22 protein-coding genes and 1 other RNA gene are annotated in these 20,546 nt (G+C 65.0%); 19 read left to right on the forward strand and 4 right to left on the reverse strand.

Annotated elements, in window-relative coordinates:
* Together ABS769_RS19155 and ABS769_RS19160 are read right to left on the reverse strand one after the other, a co-directional pair.
* A partial coding sequence (locus tag ABS769_RS19155; RefSeq protein WP_233368074.1) for a transposase occupies positions 1–157 on the reverse strand: 157 nt, incomplete at its 3' end.
* 42 nt (positions 158–199) lie between these two features.
* Positions 200–1,444: an MFS transporter gene (locus tag ABS769_RS19160; protein ID WP_317062797.1), complete on the reverse strand. Its 1,245-nt coding sequence runs from the start codon at positions 1,442–1,444 to the stop codon at positions 200–202.
* A 455-nt stretch (positions 1,445–1,899) separates the two neighbouring features.
* Between ABS769_RS19160 and ABS769_RS19165 the strand changes: the two genes are divergently transcribed.
* Both ABS769_RS19165 and ABS769_RS19170 read left to right on the forward strand, forming a co-directional pair.
* Positions 1,900–2,202 carry an FmdB family zinc ribbon protein gene (locus ABS769_RS19165; protein WP_350498246.1) on the forward strand — a complete coding sequence of 101 codons (303 nt, stop codon included), beginning with the start codon at positions 1,900–1,902 and terminating at the stop codon, positions 2,200–2,202.
* A 95-nt stretch (positions 2,203–2,297) separates the two neighbouring features.
* On the forward strand, positions 2,298–2,897 hold the full coding sequence (locus tag ABS769_RS19170; protein ID WP_430544185.1) for a hypothetical protein: 600 nt from the start codon (positions 2,298–2,300) through the stop codon (positions 2,895–2,897).
* Positions 2,898–3,082: 185 nt separating this feature from the next.
* Here ABS769_RS19170 and ABS769_RS19175 read toward each other — a convergent pair whose 3' ends face one another.
* Entirely contained in the window at positions 3,083–3,856 is a 774-nt protein-coding gene (locus ABS769_RS19175) for a DUF3011 domain-containing protein (RefSeq protein ID WP_317062796.1), read from the reverse strand.
* 157 nt (positions 3,857–4,013) lie between these two features.
* On the opposite strand from ABS769_RS19175, the gene aspS reads away from it, so the two are divergent.
* From aspS to queE, 17 genes are all read left to right on the forward strand, one after another.
* Positions 4,014–5,765 (forward strand): aspartate--tRNA ligase, encoded by a 1,752-nt coding sequence (gene aspS / locus ABS769_RS19180; protein WP_317062795.1) that lies wholly within the window; start codon positions 4,014–4,016, stop codon positions 5,763–5,765.
* Between the two features lie 476 nt (positions 5,766–6,241).
* On the forward strand, positions 6,242–6,769 hold the full coding sequence (locus tag ABS769_RS19185; RefSeq protein ID WP_317062793.1) for a GNAT family N-acetyltransferase: 528 nt from the start codon (positions 6,242–6,244) through the stop codon (positions 6,767–6,769).
* Between the two features lie 63 nt (positions 6,770–6,832).
* Complete coding sequence (locus ABS769_RS19190; protein WP_317062792.1) at positions 6,833–7,510, forward strand: esterase/lipase family protein; 678 nt, start codon at positions 6,833–6,835, stop codon at positions 7,508–7,510.
* 87 nt (positions 7,511–7,597) lie between these two features.
* Entirely contained in the window at positions 7,598–8,326 is a 729-nt protein-coding gene (locus ABS769_RS19195) for a YebC/PmpR family DNA-binding transcriptional regulator (protein ID WP_006451885.1), read from the forward strand.
* Between the two features lie 112 nt (positions 8,327–8,438).
* Positions 8,439–8,963, forward strand: coding sequence for a crossover junction endodeoxyribonuclease RuvC (ruvC, locus tag ABS769_RS19200; RefSeq protein WP_268214405.1), 525 nt, complete (start codon positions 8,439–8,441; stop codon positions 8,961–8,963).
* Positions 8,964–9,120: 157 nt separating this feature from the next.
* Positions 9,121–9,705, forward strand: a complete 585-nt coding sequence (gene ruvA / locus ABS769_RS19205; RefSeq protein WP_006450983.1) for a Holliday junction branch migration protein RuvA — start codon at positions 9,121–9,123, stop codon at positions 9,703–9,705.
* A 61-nt stretch (positions 9,706–9,766) separates the two neighbouring features.
* A non-coding RNA gene (locus tag ABS769_RS19210) (sX9 sRNA) lies at positions 9,767–9,841 on the forward strand.
* Between the two features lie 59 nt (positions 9,842–9,900).
* Positions 9,901–11,808, forward strand: coding sequence for a potassium transporter Kup (locus ABS769_RS19215; protein ID WP_317062791.1), 1,908 nt, complete (start codon positions 9,901–9,903; stop codon positions 11,806–11,808).
* A gap of 129 nt (positions 11,809–11,937) precedes the next feature.
* Positions 11,938–12,975, forward strand: coding sequence for a Holliday junction branch migration DNA helicase RuvB (gene ruvB / locus ABS769_RS19220; protein ID WP_006452374.1), 1,038 nt, complete (start codon positions 11,938–11,940; stop codon positions 12,973–12,975).
* Entirely contained in the window at positions 12,965–13,396 is a 432-nt protein-coding gene (ybgC, locus tag ABS769_RS19225) for a tol-pal system-associated acyl-CoA thioesterase (protein ID WP_043910488.1), read from the forward strand. The genes ruvB and ybgC overlap by 11 nt, the downstream gene beginning before the upstream one ends.
* 11 nt (positions 13,397–13,407) lie before the next feature.
* Positions 13,408–14,187 (forward strand): protein TolQ, encoded by a 780-nt coding sequence (gene tolQ, locus ABS769_RS19230; protein ID WP_006452376.1) that lies wholly within the window; start codon positions 13,408–13,410, stop codon positions 14,185–14,187.
* Between the two features lie 139 nt (positions 14,188–14,326).
* The gene (tolR, locus tag ABS769_RS19235; protein WP_006452377.1) at positions 14,327–14,776 is read left to right on the forward strand and encodes a protein TolR; all 450 of its coding nucleotides are present in this window, start codon (positions 14,327–14,329) and stop codon (positions 14,774–14,776) included.
* The gene (gene tolA / locus ABS769_RS19240) at positions 14,766–15,806 is read left to right on the forward strand and encodes a cell envelope integrity protein TolA (protein ID WP_006452378.1); all 1,041 of its coding nucleotides are present in this window, start codon (positions 14,766–14,768) and stop codon (positions 15,804–15,806) included. Before tolR ends, tolA begins: the two co-directional genes overlap by 11 nt.
* A gap of 156 nt (positions 15,807–15,962) precedes the next feature.
* Positions 15,963–17,282 (forward strand): Tol-Pal system beta propeller repeat protein TolB, encoded by a 1,320-nt coding sequence (tolB, locus tag ABS769_RS19245; RefSeq protein WP_317062790.1) that lies wholly within the window; start codon positions 15,963–15,965, stop codon positions 17,280–17,282.
* A gap of 57 nt (positions 17,283–17,339) precedes the next feature.
* Positions 17,340–17,858, forward strand: a complete 519-nt coding sequence (pal, locus tag ABS769_RS19250) for a peptidoglycan-associated lipoprotein Pal (RefSeq protein WP_016904129.1) — start codon at positions 17,340–17,342, stop codon at positions 17,856–17,858.
* Positions 17,859–17,864: 6 nt separating this feature from the next.
* A complete protein-coding gene (gene ybgF, locus ABS769_RS19255; protein WP_317062789.1) occupies positions 17,865–18,683 on the forward strand; it encodes a tol-pal system protein YbgF in 819 nt (272 codons plus the stop codon).
* Positions 18,684–18,725: 42 nt separating this feature from the next.
* Positions 18,726–19,409, forward strand: coding sequence for a 7-carboxy-7-deazaguanine synthase QueE (gene queE / locus ABS769_RS19260; RefSeq protein ID WP_115040751.1), 684 nt, complete (start codon positions 18,726–18,728; stop codon positions 19,407–19,409).
* Positions 19,410–19,456: 47 nt separating this feature from the next.
* On the opposite strand, the gene ABS769_RS19265 is transcribed toward queE, so the two are convergent.
* Positions 19,457–20,323, reverse strand: a complete 867-nt coding sequence (locus tag ABS769_RS19265; RefSeq protein ID WP_317062788.1) for an aldo/keto reductase family oxidoreductase — start codon at positions 20,321–20,323, stop codon at positions 19,457–19,459.
* Between the last annotated feature and the right edge of the window lie 223 nt (positions 20,324–20,546).

The following is a 20,546-nucleotide window of genomic DNA, read 5'->3' on the forward strand; positions in this document are numbered from 1 at the left end:
AGTTGCCAAAGCGCTTGGGTAGGCCGCGCCATTTGCAGCCATGCTCGGCAACGTAAAGGATGGCGTTGACCACTTGCAGGTTGGTCATGCTGACATTGCCGCGCTGCGCCGGCAGGCAGTGTTCGATCAGAGAAAATTGTGCTGGCGTGATCTCCATGCACGATAGTTTAATCGCTCGGGCCATTAGTGTTAACAGGCCCTAGCCACTTCTAGTGTGAGGCGCCGCTTCGGTCTGCTGCGTTTCCGGCATCAATTCCAGTGCCGATGGCGTAGTACGCAGCATCGGGCGGAAGGAGATCGGATGGGTGCGGCGGCGCGTGAAGCGCAGCAAGCGCGCCAGGGTGAAGCCGGCCAGTGCCAGCAGCATCACCGCGAAGTACACCGGCAATGCCGCAGGCCCGAATTTCTGCATCGCGCCGCCGGCCAGGGCCGGGCCGATCGCCGCGCCCACGCCATGTACCAGCAACAAACTGCTGCAGCCGGAGAGCAGATCTTCGCGCGGCAGATAATCGAGCATGTGCGCCACCGCGAACGGATACAGCGAGAATGCCAATCCGCCATACACGAAGAACAACACGAACAGCATGGTGGTCTGCGACTGCACCATCGGCACGGCGGCGGCAATCGCAATGCCGGCCGCCAGCACGCTCACCGTGACCAGGCCGATGCGCCGGTCATGGCCATCGCTGATGCGCCCGATCGGCCACTGCAACACCGCGCCGCCGATGATCGCGGTGAGCATGAACATCGCCACGCCATCGGCATCCAGCCCGATGCGGTTGGCGTACACCGGCAACAAGCCCCAGAACGCGCCCATTGCCAGGCCCGACAACCCCGCGCCGATGGTCGCCACCGGCGCCAATGCGTACAGCGTTTTCAGGCGCAAACGCGACACGTGCGGCACCTCGGGCGGAATCAGTCGCGTGGTCATCACCGGCATCACTGCCGCGCAAATCAAGATCGCTGTCAGCGTGAACATCGCCGGCGCACTTGCATCGCCGGCCGTGAGCAGGATCTGGCCCAGCGCCAGTGCAGAAAGATTGATCGCCATGTATACCGAAAACACCCGGCTGCGTCGGCGCGCATCCGGCTCGGCGTTGAGCCAACTTTCGATCACCGTGTACAGGCCGACCAAGGCCGCGCCGGTGACCAATCGCAGCAATCCCCAGCCCCAGGCGTTCAACCAGATCGGATGCAGCAGCACCGCAATGGCAGCCAATGCCGCATAAAATGCAAACGCACGGATATGCCCGATGCGGCGAATCAGTGGCGGCGCGAAGAAGGTGCCGAGAAAGAAGCCGGCAAAATACCCGGACATGATCAGGCCCAGCGCACGCGCATCGAAGCCGGCTTGACCACCGCGCACGGCAAGCAAGGTGCCGAGCAGCCCGCTGCCGGTCAGCAACAGGGCCACGCCCAGCAATAAGGCGGTCAGTCGCAACATGGATGCGGCTCTTGTGGGGGAAAAGGCGCGTCGATCACGTGTTCGAGTGTAGCAGGCCGCTATGTGGCGGCTTGATCGAAACGTGTGGTGCAGGCTGATTCAAGTGGCTCCTCTACGGCTCTCGACCGTCGCCGGTAGTCGTCAAGTCGGCGCAACGTGCCGGTTGTCTGCGCGCTGCAGGACGAACGCTGTATTCCGCGCAATCTCGCTGACCTGACAACGACTCGTCACGTTTGCTCGAGACGTCGGTATGCGCAGTTGGCGTTTGCATCTGCAGGCGGCAACCGCGGCGTTGAACGTGCGCGGTCAGCGTGCAGGCGCGACGAAGCGACGATTGATCGATGCTTGTTGCCCGCAACAAGCTCCCGCGCGCCAGCGCCCAGACAGCCCCTGCACCTGCTTGCTCGCATACGACTAGAATCTGCGCCCCTGTATCGTCTTCAGCTGATCCTGCCATGCCCATCTACGGTTTCCAGTGCACCACCTGCGGTCACGCCTTCGACCGCCTGCAGAAGATGGCCGACCCCGATCCGCAGACCTGCCCGGCCTGCGCGGCGGCCACGATCAAGCGCCAGATCACCGCGCCCTCGTTCCGCCTGTCCGGTAGCGGCTGGTACGAAACCGACTTCAAGTCGGCGGGCGAGAAGAAGAAAAACCTCACCGAGAGCAGCAGCGGTGGCGAGGCCAAGCCGGCCGCAGCCGCCGAGAGCAAACCCGCCGCCAAGCCTGTGTCCAAGCCAGCATCCGATCCGGCATGATCCACGGCCGCACGCGCAAGCCGGAGAGCGGCGCGACGCTGAGAACAGCGCTCGCTCACCGCGTCTCGTTGGCCACTCCAGGGTTGGCCGTGCTGATGCTGGTCGCCGCGGTGAGCGGATGTGCCACTTCGTCCACGTCTGTGGCCTCATCTGCACCGATAAGCGCTGCACCTGCAGATCGATTCCTGGCCGCGCTCGCCACGTACTGCGGACAAGCCTTCGCCGGCCGCGTCCTCGTCGATACCCCGGTCTCTGCAACGCCAAGCGCGTTCGCCGGCAAGCCGCTGGTGATGCATGTGCGCGGCTGCGACGACCCTGCGCGCGAACTGCGCGTGCCGTTTCACGTGGGCGACGACCACTCGCGCACCTGGGTGCTGACGCGCACTGCTACTGGCCTGCGCCTCAAGCACGATCACCGCCATGCCGACGGTAGTGCGGACGCATTGACTCAATACGGCGGCGCTACCATCGATGCAGGCAGCGCGAGCCGACAGGAATTCCCGGTCGATGCCGAATCCATCGCGCTATTCAAACGCCTTGGCTCGACCGCTTCGCTGAGTAACACCTGGGCGATCGAAATCCAGCCCGGCCGCAGCGTTGTCTACGAACTGAGTCGCCCAGGCGGGCGGCTGTTCCGGGTCGAATTCGATCTCACCCGGCCGGTCGCTTCGCCGCCCGCGCCTTGGGGAAGTTGAGCCGGTCGATTGGCCGGGCAGTCGGCATCGTCTGCGGTCCCAGCACAGGCGTCTCCAGCTGGAGACCAGATCAAACAGCGTCGCAGTAGCGCACTCTCCCGCCGGGAACGTGTGTCATCCGCCAATCGATCGATGACGGGTTGAGCGCGCAGGCCGATCCGTATCCAGGACCGGCCCGCGCCGCCTCAACGCGCCTCAAACCGCGCCCGGCAACCGTCATTCACCCACACCGTCGCGCGGCGCTCGTCGTAGCCCCAGCTGCGGCCCTCTTCGCAGCGGGTGTCGGACAACTGGCGGGTCAGCACCGGACGGCCGTAGCGGCCATCCCAGGCGCAGGTGCGCAGGCGGCGGTCGTCGCTGGCGCAGCTGATGGCGTAATCGTTACGCGGGCGGTCGTCGCGGCCGCCGTAGCCGCCATCGCCACGGTCCCAACCGCCGCCGCGCGCTTGCGCAAACTCGCCCCGGCAGCCGTCGTCCACCCAGATCCGGCTACCGTCCTGGCGCCAGTTGCGGTTTTCCACGCAGGGCGTGTTGGAGAGCTGGCGCACCAGCATGGCGCGGCGCCAACCGGTATCGCAGATCTTCTGGCGCTGGTCGTTGCTCTCGCAGCGCACCGTGCCGGCCACCCCGCCAGCGCCGCCGCCGTTGTTGCCGCCCCAGCCGCCGCTCCCGTTGCGGCCATCCACAAAGCGCGCGCGGCAGCCGTTGTTCACCCACACGCGGCCGCGGTCGCTGCCCCAGTTGCGGCCTTCGATGCAGCGCGTGCCGGAGATGTTTTCGACCAGCACCGCGCGGCCGCGGAACGGCGTATCGCACTCGCGGCGGCGGTTGTCGTTGCTGGAGCAGGTGATGCTGGGGCCGTTCCAGCCGCGGTCCTGCGCCGCGGCAGGAGCGCTGGCGAGCAGGCCGGTCAGGGAGATCAGGCCGAAGCCGGAGAGCAGCAGGGCAGTGCGCAGCATCGTGTCGTCCTTGGTGCGGGAGGGGCGTTGCGCCTATTCAGCCGGGCGCTGACTTAAGCGACCATGAGCGCCTGCGCATTTGCTCCTGCCGCCCGCCGGCCCCAGAATATCCGGCTCTCCGGCGCTGTCCTGTGTCGGGTTTTCAGCGGAGCTTTCGATGCGTACCCACTTCTGCGGCCTGGTCGACGAGACCATGATCGGCCAAACCGTCACTCTCGCCGGCTGGACCGACGTGGCCCGCAACCTGGGCGGCGTGTGCTTCATCGACCTGCGCGACCACGAAGGCATCGTGCAGGTGACGGTGGAACCGGAGAACGCCGAGGTGTTCCCGGTGGCCGCCAGCCTCGGCTACGAAGACGTGCTGCAGGTCGAAGGCGTGGTGCGTGCGCGGCACGCGGTCAACACCAAGCTGCGCAGCGGCAAGGTCGAAGTGATCGCCACGCGTATCACCATCCTCAACAAGGCCGCGCCGCTGCCGTTCCATGCGCACGAAAATCCGGGCGAAGAAACCCGCCTGAAGTACCGCTATCTGGACCTGCGTCGTCCGGAAATGCAGCGCATGCAGCGCACCCGCATCAAGCTGGTGCAGGCGCTGCGCCGGCACCTGGACGCACGCGATTTCCAGGACATCGAGACCCCGATCCTGACCAAGGCCACCCCGGAAGGCGCACGCGACTTCCTGGTGCCCGCGCGCATGCATCCGGGCGAGTTCTATGCGTTGCCGCAGAGCCCGCAGCTGTTCAAGCAGATCCTGATGGTGGCCGGCTTCGATCGTTACTACCAGATCGCGCGCTGCTTCCGCGACGAAGCGCTGCGTGCCGATCGCCAGCTGGAATTTACCCAGCTCGACATGGAATTCGCCTTCGTGCGCGAGCGCGACGTGCAGGATTTTGTCGAAGACATGATCCGCGCGATCTTCAAGGAAGTGGTGGATGTCGAGCTGGCAGTGCAGTTCCCGCGCATGACCTGGGCCGAGGCGATGCGTCGCTACGGCTCGGACAAGCCGGACCTGCGCATCGCACTGGAACTGGTCGATGTGGCCGAGCTGGTCAAGTCCAGTGAATTCCCGGTGTTCACCGCGGCCGCCAACGATGCCGACGGCCGCGTGGCCGCGCTGCGTATCCCCGGCGGTGCCGCGCTGTCACGCAAGCAGATCGACGAGTACGCCGCGCACGCCGCCAAATACGGCGCCAAGGGCCTGGCCTACATCAAGCTGTCGGAGACCGGCGAAGTCAGCTCGCCGATCGCCAAGTTCTTCAGCGAAGAGGCGTTTGCTGCGCTGGTTGCGCACGTCGGTGCCGGCAACGGCGACATCGTGTTCTTCGGTGCAGGCGGCTATAACACCGTGTCCGATTTCATGGGTGCATTGCGCCTGAAGGCCGGCAAGGATTTCAAGCTGGTCGCCGACACCTGGGCACCGCTGTGGGTCACCGACTTCCCGATGTTCGAGTGGGACGAGGAGGCGCAGCGCTACGTGGCCCTGCATCACCCCTTCACCGCGCCGGCGGTGGACGACATCGCCGACCTGCGCGCCAATGCCCGCACCGCCGTGTCGCGCGGTTACGACATGGTGCTCAACGGCAATGAAATCGGCGGCGGCTCGATCCGTATCCACCGCCCGGACATGCAGAGCGCGGTGTTCGAGCTGCTTGGCATCGGCGCCGAGGAAGCGCGTGCCAAGTTCGGCTTCCTGCTGGATGCCTTGAACTACGGCGCACCGCCGCACGGCGGCATTGCTTTCGGCATCGACCGCATCGCTGCATTGATGGCGGGCACCGAATCGATCCGCGACGTGATCCCGTTCCCCAAGACCACTGGCGCGCAGGATCTGATGACCGATGCCCCGTCGCCGATCCCGGCCGAGCAGCTGGCCGAAGTGCACGTGCAGGTGCGTCCGAAGCAGGTCTGACCTGCGCTAGCAGATGGCCATGCCGTGTGCGTGGTCATCTGTACAAGGCGCTCAGCGCAGCTAGCGCTGCGCGCTTTGGTGGAACCGTTGGCGCCAGGGCTGGGTGTTGCGCACGGGGCACCGCCGCCGATCACCGGCGGCAGTGCGTCCTGCAGGTCCGTCCCAAGCGCGCCTGAGCTCCGCAAGCAGATAGCCATCCCTCGCAGTGTTTATCTTTCCTGCGCGGCGCCATGCGGAGCCGGTCGTGCGCGCTTGGTTGAACCCGTCAGCGCCCATGCCGAATCCTGCACACGCGGAATCCACGCATCGCAGATGCTTTCCCGATTCCCGATTCCCGATTCCCGATTCCCGATTCCCGATTCCCGATTCCCGATTCCCCAATCCCCAATCCCCAATCCCCAATCCCCAATCCCCGCTTGCGGTAGCGCATCTGCATGCGAGAAGCTGCCAGATCAACCAGGCACGAGAGGCCCCGCATGACCCGCATCCGCCGCGCCACACCGGACGATGCCGAAGCGTTATCGCTGCTGGCCGCACAGACCTTTACCGAAACCTTCGGGCATCTGTATCCGGAAGAAGACCTGCGCGGTTTTCTCGAAGAGACCTATGCGGTCGAGCGCGCGCGCATCGTGCTGGCGCATCCGGACTATGCGATCTGGCTGCTGGAGATGGACAGCCTGCTGGTCGGCCACGCCGCCGCCGGCCCGTGCGGGCTGCCGCACGAAGACGTGCGTCCCGGCGATGGAGAGCTCAAGCGGCTGTATCTGTTGAAGGACTACCAGAACAGCGGCTGGGGCAGCCGGCTGTTCGAAACCACGCTGGAATGGCTGGAACGCAACGGCCCGCGCACGCTGTGGATCGGCGTGTGGTCGGAAAATTTCGGCGCACAACGTTTCTACACCCGCTACGGATTCGAAAAAGTCGGCGAGTACGATTTCCCGGTCGGCAAGATTGTCGATCGCGAGCACATCCTGCGCCGCAAGCCGATCGTCGCGGCCGACTGAGCGCATGCAGGCGCCGTCCGCAGCAGCCCGGCGATCGCGCGCCACGTCCCGGAAACCGCGCTGATGCCCAGCAGCTCCTCGGCATTTCCAACTGCATCCAGACGCACCCCGCGCACGGCACCGACCACCGCCACCGCCGACGTACTGCTGGTGCACGGCATCTGGAATACCTCGCACTGGCTGCTGCCGCTCGCGCGTCGATTGCGTGCAGAGGGCCTGGCGCCGGCGCTGTTCGGCTACGCCAGCGTGCTTGGCGGTCCCGAGCAGGCGGTGCCGCGGCTGATCGAACGCCTGCAGGCGACCAGCGCGCAGTTGCTGGTCTGTCACAGCCTGGGCGGGCTGATGGCGTTGCAGGCCCTGCGCGCCGCGCCCGAGCTGCCGGTGCGCCGTGTGGTCTGCCTGGGCTCGCCGTTGTGCGGCAGCGCCGCCGCGCGCGGCCTGGCCCAACGTGGCGGGCGATGGGCGTTGGGGCGGAGTGCGGGCTTACTGCAGCAAGGGTTTGTGCAATGGGAGGGCGAGGCCGAGATCGGTCAGGTCGCCGGCAATGTCGCGCGCGGGGTCGGACGCTGGCTGGCGCCGCTGGACGGCGGCTCGGACGGCACCGTGGCGCTGGCCGAAACCCGCCTGCCCGGGCTGCGCGACCATTGTGTGGTGCCGGCCAGCCATAGCGGTCTGTTGCGCTCACCCGAGGCCGCGCAGCAGGCGCTGAGCTTTCTGCGGACCGGCCGATTTCGCCACTGAGTCCGCCACTGAACGCTGCCGCCCCGGTGCGGGCGAGCAATCAGGTAAAATCCGCGCCCTGTCATCCAAGCCAGTCTGGAACCACCCATGGGTAGAGGCCCCTCGATCGAAGGCCGCAAGAACGCCTCCGACGCCAAACGCGGCAAGATGTTCACCAAGATCATTCGCGAGATCAGCGTGGCTGCACGCGGCGGCGGCGGTGATCCGGCCAACAACCCGCGCCTGCGCGTGGCGGTGGACAAGGGCTTGTCGTCGAACATGTCCAAGGACGTGATTGAACGCGCCATCAAAAAAGCCACCGGCGAGCTGGAAGGTGTGGAATACGAAGAAGTGCGCTACGAGGGCTATGCCCCCGGCGGCGTGGCGGTGATCGTGGACTGCCTGACCGACAACCGCGTACGTGCGGTGGCCGATGTGCGCCATGCCTTCAGCAAGTGCGGCGGCAACATGGGCACCGACGGCTCGGTGGCCTTCATGTTCAAGCGTCTGGGCGTGCTCAGCTTCGCCGCCGGCACCGACGAAGACACCCTCACCGACGCGGCCATCGAAGCCGGCGCCGATGACGTGGTGGTGTACCCGGAAGACGGCGCCATCGATGTGCTGACCGCCCCGGACGCCTTCGCCCAGGTCAAGCAGGCGCTCGCCGCCGCCGGCCTGGAGCCGGTGCATGCGGAAATCACCTTCCGCGCCGAAAACGACATCGCCGTCGACGGCGACACCGCCCTGCAGGTCCGCAAGCTGCTCGACATGCTCGAAGACCTGGACGACGTTCAGGACGTGTATTCGAACGTCGATCAAGCGGCGCTTGGCGCCTGATGATGGCCGGGATGGCGGGATTCGTGATTCGGGATTCGCAACAGCAACGCGATCGCTTCACTGCAGGTGCGTCACCAATCCCGAATCCCCAATCTCCACTCCCGGCCCCTCGATGACCCGCATCCTGGGCATCGACCCCGGCTCGCAGCGCACCGGGGTTGGCGTCATCGACATCGACGAGAGCGGTCGCAGCCGGCATGTCTATCACGCGCCGCTGGTGCTGCTGGGCGAGGGCGACTTCGCGCAGCGGCTCAAGCGCCTGCTGCACGGGCTGGGCGAGGTGATCGACACCTACCAGCCGCAGGAAGTGGCGATCGAAAAGGTGTTCATGGGCAAGAGTGCCGACTCGGCGCTCAAGCTCGGCCATGCGCGGGGCGCGGCGATCTGCGCAGTGGTGCTACGCGACCTGCCGGTACACGAGTACGCTGCCACCGAGATCAAGCTGGCGCTGGTCGGCAAGGGCGGTGCGGACAAGGTGCAGGTCCAGCACATGGTCGGCATCATGCTCAACCTGAAAGGCAAGCTGCAGCCCGACGCCGCTGACGCACTGGCAGTTGCCATCACCCACGCCCACGTGCGCGCCACCGCGCAGCGCCTGGGCGTCAATACCCAACAGGCCTGGAGCCGGAAACGATGAGAGCAGGGATTTGGGAGTCGGGATTGGGGAGTCGCAAACGCGGGTCCGCGCGCGCTGTGCTTGTGCGGCGGTGCGCGGCCTTCGTTAACGGCAGCGAGGGATCCAGCCAATCCCCAATCCCGAATACCCAATCCCGGCACCGCCAAGGCGGTGCCCAATGATCGGCCGCCTGCGCGGGATCCTGGCCTACAAGCAGCCGCCGTGGCTGGTGATCGATGTGGGTGGGGTGGGGTACGAGCTGGAGGCGCCGATGAGCACCTTCTACGACCTGCCCGATGTCGGCCGCGACGTGATCCTGTTCACCCACTACGCGCAGAAGGAAGACAGCGTGTCGCTGTACGGCTTCCTGCGCGAAGGCGAGCGGCGGCTGTTCCGCGACGTGCAGAAGGTCACCGGCATCGGCGCCAAGATTGCGCTGGCGGTGTTGTCCGGGGTCACCGTGGACGAGTTCGCCCGCCTGATCACCAGCGGCGACATCACCGCGCTGACCCGCATCCCCGGCATCGGCAAGAAGACCGCCGAGCGCATGGTGGTGGAGCTGCGCGACCGCGCCGCCGACTTCAGCAGTGGCGCGCCGATCACCGGCCAGCTCGGCCCGGATGCGGTGTCCGAAGCCACCGTGGCGTTACAGCAACTGGGTTACAAGCCGGCCGAGGCCGCACGCATGGCACGCGAGGCCGGGGCAGAAGGCGACGAAGTCGCCACGGTCATCCGCAAGGCCCTCCAGGCCGCACTGCGTTAAGGGCGACTAGCAAAACGACTACGCGGTCGCCAGGCGGGCGCGGCCGGTGCTCGGAATCGGCATGTACCACTCGTACACTGCGGCTCCTGCGCGCCGCCCGCACCCAGCTGACCCCCCGCTCGCTACGTTTTTAGTTACTCAACGCCGCGCCGTCTTCCTCTCCTTCACGCCACTTGGCGATACCCTGCCCACTTCATGTCACAGACCCCCACTTCCGCAGCTGGCCACGGCCATGCGCCTGCCAATAGCCATATGGCCTTGGTCATCGGCGCCATCGGCGTCGTCTTCGGCGATATCGGCACCAGCCCGCTGTACACCCTCAAGGAGGCGTTCTCGCCGCACTACGGGCTGACCAGCGATCACGACACCGTGCTGGGCGTGCTGTCGCTGGCGTTCTGGGCGCTGATGATCACGGTGACGCTCAAGTACGTCACCATCATCATGCGCGCCGACAACGAGGGCGAGGGCGGCATCATGGCGCTGATGGCGCTGACCCAGCGCACCATGCGCAACGGGTCGCGCTCGGCGTATGTGGTCGGCATCCTGGGCATCTTCGGCGCCTCGCTGTTCTTCGGCGATGGCGTGATCACCCCGGCCATCTCGGTGATGGGTGCAGTGGAGGGCCTGGAAATCGCCGCGCCCAGCCTGCATCCCTTCATCGTGCCGATCACCGTGGTGGTGCTGCTGGTGGTGTTCATGGTGCAGCGCTTCGGTACCGAAAAAGTGGGCAAGGTGTTCGGCCCGATCACCTGCCTGTGGTTCCTGTCGCTGGGGGCAATCGGCATCTGGAACATCGTCGATGCGCCGGAAGTGATGAAGGCCTTCAACCCCTGGTGGGCGATCCGCTTCTTCATGCAGCACGGCTGGCACGGTGTCTTCATTCTCGGTGCGGTGGTGCTGGCAGTGACCGGCGGCGAAGCCTTGTACGCGGACATGGGCCATTTCGGCGCCAAGCCGATCCGCCACGGCTGGTATTTCTTCGTGCTGCCGATGCTGCTGCTCAATTACCTGGGGCAGGGCGCGCTGGTACTCAATCATCCCTCCGCGCTGAAGAATCCGTTCTTCGAAGCGGTGCCGAGCTGGGCGCTGTATCCGATGATCATCCTGGCCACGCTGGCGGCGGTGATCGCCTCGCAGGCGGTAATCACCGGTGCGTATTCGGTGGCGCGCCAGGCGATGCAGCTGGGCTATATCCCGCGCATGCTGATCAAGCACACCTCGCGCACCACCATTGGGCAGATCTACGTGCCCGGCATCAACTGGCTGCTCATGGTGATGGTGATCGCGCTGGTGCTGATCTTCCGCAGCTCCACCAATCTGGCCGTGGCCTACGGCATCTCGGTGTCGATGACCATGCTGATCGACACCTTGCTGCTGGCGCTGGTGGCGCGCTCGCTGTGGCCGCGCTGGCGCAACTGGGTGCTGCCGCTGTGCGTGGTGTTCTTCATCATCGAACTGGCGTTTGTCATCGCCAACGGTGCCAAGCTGCTGCAGGGCGCCTGGTTCCCGCTGGCGCTGGGCATCGTGGTGTTCACCCTGATGCGCACCTGGCGCCGCGGCCGCGCGCTGCTGCGCGAGGAAATCCGCAAGGACGGCATCCGCATCGACAGCTTTTTGCCGGGCCTGATGCTGGCCCCGCCGGCGCGCGTGCCGGGCATGGCGGTGTTCCTCACTGCCGACCCGATGGTCGTGCCGCATGCGCTGATGCACAACCTCAAGCACAACAAGGTGCTGCACGAGCGCAACATCTTCCTCAACGTCGACACCTTGCCGATTCCGTATGCGCCGGCGGACAAGCGCCTGCAGATCGAATCGATCGGCGACGAGTTCTATCGCGTCTACGTGCGCTTCGGCTTCATGGAAACCCCCGACGTGCCGCTGGCATTGATGCGTTCCTGTGACCAGGGCGGCATCCATTTCGACCCGATGGACACCACCTTCTTCGCCAGCCGCGAGACCATCGTGGCCAGCGCCAACCGTGGCATGCCGATCTGGCGCGACAAGTTGTTCGCGCTGATGCATCGCAACGCCGCCCCGGCGACAGGTTTCTTCCGCATCCCCGGCAACCGCTTGGTGGAGCTGGGCGCGCAGGTCGAGATCTGAGCCGCCTGCGGCGGCCGGGATTCGGGATTGGAGAGTCTGGACTAGCAAGAGCGTAGCGCCGGAGGCGCCTCGCAGCCCATACTAGTGGGCTGCAAATCCCGAATAACGAATCCCCAATCCCGGCTCTCAATGGACCGCATCATCGCCAGCAGCGCCACCCGGGAAGACGATGCCGCCGATGCGAGCATCCGCCCCAAGCGACTTGCCGATTATCTCGGCCAGCAGCCGGTGCGCGAGCAGATGGATATCTACATCCAGGCGGCCAAGGCGCGCGGCGAGGCAATGGATCACGTGTTGATCTTCGGCCCGCCGGGCTTGGGCAAGACCACGCTCAGTCACGTCATTGCCAACGAGCTCGGGGTGAGCCTGCGTTCGACCTCCGGCCCGGTGATCGAAAAAGCCGGTGATCTGGCCGCGCTGCTGACCAACCTGCAGCCGCACGATGTGCTGTTCATCGACGAGATCCACCGGCTCTCGCCGGTGGTGGAAGAAGTGCTGTATCCGGCGATGGAAGATTTCCAGATCGACATCATGATCGGCGACGGCCCGGCCGCGCGCTCGATCAAGATCGACCTGCCGCCGTTCACCCTGATCGGCGCCACCACCCGAGCCGGCCTGCTGACCGCGCCCCTGCGCGACCGCTTCGGCATCGTGCAGCGGCTGGAGTTCTATTCGCCGGAAGAGCTGACCCGCATCGTGATCCGCTCGGCCGCAATCCTGGGTATCGACTGCACGCCCGATGGCGCCGCCGAGATCGCACGCCGCGCGCGCGGCACCCCCCGCATCGCCAACCGGCTGCTGCGGCGGGTGCGCGACTTCGCCCAGGTCAAGGCGTCCGGTCATATCGATTTGCCGGTGGCGCAGGCGGCGATGCAGATGCTCAAGGTCGACCCGGAAGGTTTTGACGAGCTCGACCGGCGCATGCTGCGGGTTATCGTCGATCACTTCGACGGCGGCCCGGTCGGCGTCGAATCGCTGGCCGCCTCGCTGTCGGAAGAACGCGGCACCCTGGAAGACGTGATCGAGCCCTACCTGATCCAGCAGGGCTTCCTGATCCGCACCGCGCGCGGGCGCATGGCCACCAACAAGGCCTATCGCCATCTAGGGCTCAAGCCCAAGGCAGCGCCGGCACCGGACCTGTTCGTGGAGGACGAGGATGTCGGTTGATCCCCGATTCAGTTGGCCGACACGCGTGTATTGGGAAGATACCGACGCCGGTGGGGTGGTCTACCACGCGCGCTACGTCGCTTTCATGGAACGGGCGCGCACCGAATGGATGCGCGCACTCGGTTATGAGCAGGAACGCCTGCGCCAGCAGCACGATCTGGTGTTCGCGGTCCGCTCGATGCAACTGGATTTCCTCAAGCCGGCCCGGCTCGACGACGCGCTGTCAGTGTCGGCGGTCCTGCTCAGATGTAAACGTGCCAGCCTGCTGTTTGCGCAGTCGGTGCGTCGCGAGGGCGAGGTGCTCCTGACCGCGCAGGTGCGCATTGCCGCACTCAGTGCCAGCGACTTCCGCCCGCGCGGCATGGACGATGCGCTATACGACGTGTTGAAAGCTTTAGAAACCACAGAATCAGAAGACTGAGGAACAAACGGATGTCGATTGCATTGCTCCTGGCCCTGCAGGACACGGTAGTGGAAGCACTACCGCAGGACGTTGCCGCCGCTGCGGCACAGACCGCCAGCGTGGCGCACAACAGCGGCATCAACTATGTCGAGTTGATCCTGCGGGCGAGCATCCCGGTCAAGATCATCGTGCTGTTGCTGCTGATCGGCTCGTTCATCAGCTGGGTGATCATTTTCCGCAAGGCGCGCGCCTTCAAGCAGGCCAACCGCGAGGCGGACGAGTTCGAAAACCGCTTCTGGTCCGGCGCCGATCTGGCCAAGCTGTACGCCTCGGCCACCGATCGCAACCGCACCGTCGGCGGTCTGGAGTCGATGTTCGAAAGCGGCTTCCGCGAATTTTCGCGCCTGCGCGATCGCCGCCGTCTGGATGGCCGTGTGCAACTGGAAGGCGCTCAGCGCGCCATGCGCACCGCCTTCACCCGCGAAGTCGACCAGCTCGAGCGCAATCTCGAATTGCTGGCCAACATCGGCTCCACCGCGCCGTATGTCGGCCTGGTCGGTACCGTGTTCGGCATCATGGTGACCATGCACGACATGGTCAGCAGCGGCGAACAGGCCGGTATCGCTGCGGTCGCACCGGGTATCTCCGAAGCCTTGTTCGCTACCGCCATTGGCCTGTTCGTGGCGATTCCGGCGGTGTGGGCCTACAACCGCTTCACCACCCGGGTGGAACGGCTGTCGGTGCGTTACGAAACCTTCGCCGACGAGTTCAGCTCGATCCTGCAGCGTCAGGCCGGCGCCGACGAGTGATGCCGCTCCCTCGCAACAGCCGGCTTGCATGCGAGTGCCTCGCAGACGCCCGCACCTTCGTGTGCGGGGACAGGATGGGCGAGTCCCTCGGAGCAGTCCGCGCGCGCATGTGCGAGGGATCAATTAGGAACGTTCCGCGATGATTTCCAGTATTTCCCGCCGTAAGAAGCGCAAGCTCAAATCCGACATCAACGTCGTGCCGTACATCGACGTGATGCTGGTGCTGTTGATCATCTTCATGGTGACCGCGCCGCTGTTGACCCTGAGCACCGACGTCAATCTGCCGAGCTCGCGCGCCAAGGCATTGGAGAGCAAGCAGGATCCGATCGTGGTGGTGGTGGCCGCCGACGGCCAGCTCGCACTGCAGTTGCCCAAGGGCAAGCCGCAGGCAATGGACGTGGCCGCGCTGCAAGCGCAACTGGCCGCCATCGTGGCGCAGGACAAAGAGGCCCGCGTGGTGGTGGCCGGCGATCGCGCCGCCCCCTATCAAAAGATCATGGATGCCATCGACGTGCTCAAGCAGGCCAAGGTCGAAAAGGTGGGCCTGATTTCCGACTCCGGCGGTGCTGCAGGCAGCGATGCACGCTGACGCACTCCCCACGCAGACCGCGCGCGAGGATGGCTGGTTGCGACCAGTCGTGCTGGCCTTGGTCGTGCACGTCCTGGTCGCACTGGTGTTCATCGCCGGCTGGCTGTGGTCGCCCGAGCGTTCGGTCGAGCCGGCCGCTGGCGATCCCAGCATGGAAGCTTCGCTGGACGTGTCCGCAGCCGAAGCGCGCGTTGCGCGGCAGGCGTTGAAGGCGACACCGGTGGAGACGCCACCGCCACCGCCCGCACCGGTGCCCGAACCCGCGCCGGAAGAAAGCGTGCCGCCACCGCAGCCGATCCCCGAGCCACGCCCGCAGGATGCGCCCACGCCGCAACAGGCGCAGGCCCAGGAGCGCGTGGCTCAGCCGGACAAGGTCGATCAGGAGCGTGTCGATGCGCTTGCGCTATCGGCGGAAAAGGCCAAGCAGGAGCAGGAAGCCAAGCGCCGTCAGGAGCAGATCGACCTCACCGAGCGCAAACGCCAGGAAGAGGCCGAGCAGAAGCTGCGCCTGGCCAAGCAGCAGGAAGAGGCCGACGCCAAGAAGAAGCAGGCTGCCGCGCAGCAGGCCGAGGACGCCGAACGCCAAAAGAAGATCGCCGATATCCGCCGGCAGCGCGAACAGGCCACCAAGGAAGCCGCACTGGCCGAGCAGAAGCTGCGCCAGGTGGCCGCCGCACGTGCGCAACAGGCGTCTTCGGCCGCTGCTGCCACTGCCCAACCGACTGCAGGGCAGGGTGGTACCAACACCGACCTGTCGGCCAAGTACGCTGCGGCCATCCAGCAGAAGGTGTTGGGGCAGTGGGTGCGCCCGCCCTCGGTGCCGCCGGGTCAGAAATGCACCATCAACATCCGCCAGTTGCCGGGCGGGCAGGTGATGGAAGCCAAGGTCGCGCCGGGCTGCCCGTACGACGAGGCGGGTCAGCGCTCGATCGAGGCCGCCGTGTTGAGCGCGCAGCCGCTGCCGTATCGCGGCTACGAATCGGTATTCCAGCGCAATCTGACCTTTGTATTCACTGCGCAGGATCAGTAACGGCCGGTCTGACGGCCGGTCGGTTGGCAATACAGAGGTGTCGTGCTGTCTGCGGCCACTCGCTCCACTTTCACGCTGTCTCGTTCACGATTGCGAGTATGTTCACTCGTTGATTGGTATCTCTTGCACACTTTTCCTGCCCGATCCGAGCCGTCCATGAAAAAACCGCTGCGTTGGTTAGCTGCCCTGACCGCCTTGTTGCTTCCGCTGAGTGCCCTCGCGCAGCAGCAGGGGCTCACTATCGATATCGTCGGCGGTAGCGCATCGGCTACGCCGATCGCTGTCATTCCGATGGCTTACCAAGGCTCCGGCACCGCGCCGCAGACCGATGTGGCGGCCGTGGTTGGCGCCGATCTTGACCGCTCCGGTCAGTTCCGGACCTTGCCGGCCGCGCAGATCGTCGAAAAGCCGACCCGTGGGACCGAGGTGCAGTTCCAGACCTGGCGCACGCTCAAGCAGAACTACATCGTGGTTGGCCGCGTGATGGATGCCGGCGAAGGCGCTTACCGCGTCGAGTACGAACTGTTCGACGTAGCCAAGGGCGAGCGCCTGCTTGGCTTGGCGATGACCGCACGCGCCAATGCGATGCGCGATGTTTCGCATCAGATGGCCGATGCGATCTACGAAAAGATCACCGGCGTGCGTGGCGCGTTCTGGACCCGGATTGCCTATGTGACCGCCAGCGGCAAGGGCGGCGCGATGCGCTATGCGCTGATGGTGGCCGACTCGGACGGCTACAACCCGCAGACCATCGTGCGCTCGGCCGAGCCGTTGCTGTCGCCGAACTGGAGCCCGGACGGCAAGAAGCTGGCCTATGTGAGCTTCGAGCGCGGCAATTCCTCGATCTATCTGCAGGACATCTCCACCGGTGCGCGTGAACTGGTCTCCAGCTTCCGTGGCATCAATGGTGCGCCCTCGTTCTCGCCCGATGGCCGTCGCCTTGCGCTGGCGCTGTCGCGCAGCGGCAACCCGGAGATCTACGTCATGGATCTGGGCAGCAAGCAGTTGACCCAGCTAACCAACCACTTCGGCATCGACACCGAGCCGACCTGGGCGCCGGACGGCGGCAGCATCTACTTCACCTCCGATCGCGGCGGTCGTCCGCAGATCTACCAGGTGGCCGCAAGCGGCGGCAGCGCCAACCGCGTGACCTTCCAGGGCAACTACAACGCCACCGCCAGCGTCTCGTTCGACGGCAAGAAGGTCGCCGTGGCGCAGGGCAGCGGCAACAGCTACCGCATCGCCATGATGGACCGCAGCCTGGGTTCGCCGAGCTGGAGCACGCTCTCGCCGGGTTCGCTGGACGAGTCGCCGAGCTTCGCGCCGAACGCCAGCATGGTGCTGTACGCGGCACGTGAGGGTGGTCGCGGCGTGCTCTACGCAGTCTCCTCCGACGCTCGCGTCCGCCAGCGTCTGGTCCTGGCCGATGGAGATGTGAGAGAACCTGCATGGGGGCCTTACCGAACCGCGCATTAATGTTAATATTTCGCTGCGTTAAACCACTCATTGGCCCAGAGCCTCCATAGGTATCCCATGAACAAGTCCACCCGCGTCTTGCTTGTCTCCCTGTTGTCCGTTGCCGTGCTGGCCGGTTGTTCGAAGAAGGTGAAGGAAACTCCGCCTCCTGCGACTGACACCACCGCTGGTTCCTCCGTTCCCACCGGCCCGTCCACCTCTGGCCTGTACGGCCCGGGCGACCTGGATACCGATGCCTGCCTGCGCCAGCGCGTTGTCTACTTCGATCTGGATCAGGACTCCCTGAAGCCGGAATTCCAGGCCATCATGGCGTGCCACGCCAAGTACCTGCGTGACCGTCCTTCCTCGCGCATCACCCTGCAGGGCAATGCTGACGAGCGCGGTTCGCGTGAGTACAACATGGGTCTGGGCGAGCGTCGCGGCAATGCCGTGTCGTCCTCGTTGCAGGCTGCCGGCGGTTCCGCCAGCCAGCTGACCGTTGTCAGCTACGGCGAAGAGCGTCCGGTCTGCACCGAAACCAGCGAAAGCTGCTGGTCGCAGAACCGTCGCGTCGAAATCGTGTACACGGCTCAGTAAGAAGCGATGCGCTTTCGAGTGACATCCCTGTTCGTCGCGGCGGCCCTTGTGGTCGCCGCGCCGGCGCACGCGCAGCGAGCCAGTCTCGCTGATCGTGTTGCCGTTCTCGAGCAGCAGCAGGCCAACAGCCAGGCCAACAACGATCTTCTCAATCAGCTGCAGCAGGCGCGTTCGGACCTGCAGGGCTTGCGAGCGACCGTGGAACAGCTGCAGCACGACAACGAACAGCTGAAACAACAGTCCAAGGACCAGTATCTGGACCTGGACGGGCGTCTGAATCGGTTGGAAGGTGCAGGTGGTGCAACACCGCCATTGCCACCGGCTACCGGCAGCGTCACCCCAGCCCCGGCTCCGGCCGCGCGGCCTGCAGCGGCGGCAACTTCCGAGAAGCCGCCCAGTGTGCATGGCGACTCCGGCACGCTGACCGCAAGTAACGAAGAACGCACGGCTTACAACGTGGCGTTCGATGCGTTGAAGAACGGCAAGTATGACGATGCGTCGCAACTGTTCTTGAGCTTTCTGGAGCTCTATCCGAACGGCGTCTACACCCCCAATGCGTTGTATTGGCTAGGCGAAAGCTATTACGCCACCCGAAATTTTCAGCTGGCCGAGGCGCAGTTTCGCGATCTCGTCGGCCGCTATCCCACGCATGACAAGGCCGCTGGCGGCTTGTTGAAGCTCGGCCTGTCGCAGTATGGCGAAGGCAAAAACGACGAAGCCCAGCAGACCTTGCAGCAAGTTGTCTCGCAGTATCCCGGCTCCGATGCGGCGCGCGTCGCCCAGGAACGCCTGCAGTCCATCCGTCTCGGCCAGCAACTGCGCTGAGCCCGCGCGTCGGCGCCTTTGGGCGCGGCGCATACTTTGCCTATGAACGCCGCCGCCGTCCCCAGCGAGATCGTCCAGTCGCCATTGCCGCGATTGAAGATCACCGAAATCTTTTTGTCGTTGCAAGGCGAGGCCGAGGCTGCCGGTTGGCCGACCGTATTCGTGCGCCTGACCGGCTGCCCGCTGCGCTGCCACTACTGCGACACCGCTTATGCTTTCCATGGCGGTGAGTGGCACGATATCGATGCGATCGTTGCCGAGGTGGCCAGCCATGGCGTGCGCCACGTCTGCGTGACCGGCGGCGAGCCATTGGCGCAGAAGCGCTGCCTGGTGCTGCTGCAGAAACTGTGCGACGCCGGCTTTGATGTCTCGCTGGAGACCTCTGGTGCACTGGATGTATCTGCAGTCGATCCACGCGTCTCGCGCGTGGTCGACATCAAGACGCCCGCCTCCGGCGAAGAACAGCGCAACCGCTGGGACAACTTGCCGCTGCTGACCGCGCGTGACCAGATCAAGTTCGTGATCTGCAGCCGCGCCGATTACGAATGGTCGCGCGAGATTGTCGCCGCACATGCGTTGGACCGTCGCTGCACGGTGTGGTTTTCGCCCAGCAAAAGCGAAGTGACGCCTCGGCAGCTGGCAGACTGGATCGTTGCAGATCGTCTGCCAGTGCGGTTCCAGATGCAGTTGCACAAGTTGCTGTGGAACGACGAGCCAGGGCGCTGATGCCCGATTGCCAGGCACCGCTTGCCAAGACGCAATCGCCGGCGTTTCTACACTGCGATCTTGTTCAACTCCTCGACGGCATCGGCCGGAAGTTTCAGCTCGGCTGCAACTAGATTCGCGCGCAGATGCGCCACCGACGATGTCCCCGGGATCAATAAGATATTGGGTGAGCGCTGCAGCAGCCATGCCAGTGCCACCTGCATCGGGGTTGCGGCCAGGCGCTCGGCAACAGCGGCAAGCGTGGACGATTGCAACGGCGAGAAACCGCCAAGCGGGAAGAACGGTACGTAAGCGATGCCGTCGCGCGCGAGTGCGTCGACGATGTCGTCGTCATGGCGATGCGCGATGTTGTACATATTCTGCACACAGACGATATCGGTGATGGCGCGCGCCTCGGCCACCTGCGTCGCAGTGACGTTGCTGATGCCGATGTGCCGCACCAGGCCGTCGCGCTGCAGTTGGACCAAGGTTTTCAACTGCTCGGCAATGGAGCCTTCTGCCGGACCTTCGGCCTTGAACATCACGCGCAGATTGACTACATCGAGCGTTTCCAGGCCCAGATTGCTCAAGTTGTCGTGTACGGCCTTGATCAACTCCGGCGCTGAATAAGCCGGCAGCCACGCTCCATCCTTGCCACGCGCTCCACCGATCTTGGTGACGATGGTCAGGTTGTCCGGATAAGGATGCAGTGCTTCGTGGATCAGCTGATTGGTGATGTGCGGCCCGTAGAAATCGCTGGTATCGATATGGTTGACGCCCAGTGCGATGGCTTCGCGCAGCACCGCCAAGGCCGCATCGCGGTCCTTGGGCGGACCGAACACGCCAGGCCCCGCAAGCTGCATTGCGCCATAGCCGACGCGGGTGACTTGGCGGTCACCAAGGAGAAACGTTCCGGCTTTGTCGATGTTGGTCATGGCGTTGCGCTCGCGTGTCGTTGAGCCAACAACGATAGGAAACGTCGTGCGGCTTGTGAATTCGCGTTTGAGGTAGCCCCGGTCGATCACTGCCGAGGCTTGCACTGCATGGCCGCAGGGGCGTCGGCTGAGATATTTATGCGGCTGGAGGTGCAGGTGTTTCAGGTTTTGATGGCTTCAGTGTGGTGTTCTAAGCAGGAATGGCGAGAAATCTCTTCCTAGC

This window comes from Xanthomonas hortorum (genome assembly GCF_040279205.1).
In the GTDB taxonomy this organism is placed as follows: Bacteria; Pseudomonadota; Gammaproteobacteria; order Xanthomonadales; family Xanthomonadaceae; genus Xanthomonas; species Xanthomonas hortorum_F.

Excerpts from the sequence above, each read along its gene's own strand:
- tolR (WP_006452377.1), top strand. The coding sequence starts at position 14,327 with ATGATTTCCAGTATTTCCCGCCGTAAGAAGCGCAAGCTCAAATCCGAC.
- ABS769_RS19175 (WP_317062796.1), bottom strand. The coding sequence starts at position 3,856 with ATGCTGCGCACTGCCCTGCTGCTCTCCGGCTTCGGCCTGATCTCCCTG.
- ruvB (WP_006452374.1), top strand. The coding sequence starts at position 11,938 with ATGGACCGCATCATCGCCAGCAGCGCCACCCGGGAAGACGATGCCGCC.
- ABS769_RS19215 (WP_317062791.1), top strand. The coding sequence starts at position 9,901 with ATGTCACAGACCCCCACTTCCGCAGCTGGCCACGGCCATGCGCCTGCC.
- ABS769_RS19185 (WP_317062793.1), top strand. The coding sequence starts at position 6,242 with ATGACCCGCATCCGCCGCGCCACACCGGACGATGCCGAAGCGTTATCG.
- tolQ (WP_006452376.1), top strand. The coding sequence starts at position 13,408 with ATGTCGATTGCATTGCTCCTGGCCCTGCAGGACACGGTAGTGGAAGCA.
- ABS769_RS19190 (WP_317062792.1), top strand. The coding sequence starts at position 6,833 with ATGCCCAGCAGCTCCTCGGCATTTCCAACTGCATCCAGACGCACCCCG.
- pal (WP_016904129.1), top strand. The coding sequence starts at position 17,340 with ATGAACAAGTCCACCCGCGTCTTGCTTGTCTCCCTGTTGTCCGTTGCC.
- ABS769_RS19165 (WP_350498246.1), top strand. The coding sequence starts at position 1,900 with ATGCCCATCTACGGTTTCCAGTGCACCACCTGCGGTCACGCCTTCGAC.
- ABS769_RS19265 (WP_317062788.1), bottom strand. The coding sequence starts at position 20,323 with ATGACCAACATCGACAAAGCCGGAACGTTTCTCCTTGGTGACCGCCAA.
- ybgC (WP_043910488.1), top strand. The coding sequence starts at position 12,965 with ATGTCGGTTGATCCCCGATTCAGTTGGCCGACACGCGTGTATTGGGAA.
- ABS769_RS19160 (WP_317062797.1), bottom strand. The coding sequence starts at position 1,444 with ATGTTGCGACTGACCGCCTTATTGCTGGGCGTGGCCCTGTTGCTGACC.
- ruvC (WP_268214405.1), top strand. The coding sequence starts at position 8,439 with ATGACCCGCATCCTGGGCATCGACCCCGGCTCGCAGCGCACCGGGGTT.
- ABS769_RS19170 (WP_430544185.1), top strand. The coding sequence starts at position 2,298 with ATGCTGGTCGCCGCGGTGAGCGGATGTGCCACTTCGTCCACGTCTGTG.
- ABS769_RS19195 (WP_006451885.1), top strand. The coding sequence starts at position 7,598 with ATGGGTAGAGGCCCCTCGATCGAAGGCCGCAAGAACGCCTCCGACGCC.
- queE (WP_115040751.1), top strand. The coding sequence starts at position 18,726 with ATGAACGCCGCCGCCGTCCCCAGCGAGATCGTCCAGTCGCCATTGCCG.
- tolB (WP_317062790.1), top strand. The coding sequence starts at position 15,963 with ATGAAAAAACCGCTGCGTTGGTTAGCTGCCCTGACCGCCTTGTTGCTT.
- aspS (WP_317062795.1), top strand. The coding sequence starts at position 4,014 with ATGCGTACCCACTTCTGCGGCCTGGTCGACGAGACCATGATCGGCCAA.
- ruvA (WP_006450983.1), top strand. The coding sequence starts at position 9,121 with ATGATCGGCCGCCTGCGCGGGATCCTGGCCTACAAGCAGCCGCCGTGG.
- tolA (WP_006452378.1), top strand. The coding sequence starts at position 14,766 with ATGCACGCTGACGCACTCCCCACGCAGACCGCGCGCGAGGATGGCTGG.
- ybgF (WP_317062789.1), top strand. The coding sequence starts at position 17,865 with ATGCGCTTTCGAGTGACATCCCTGTTCGTCGCGGCGGCCCTTGTGGTC.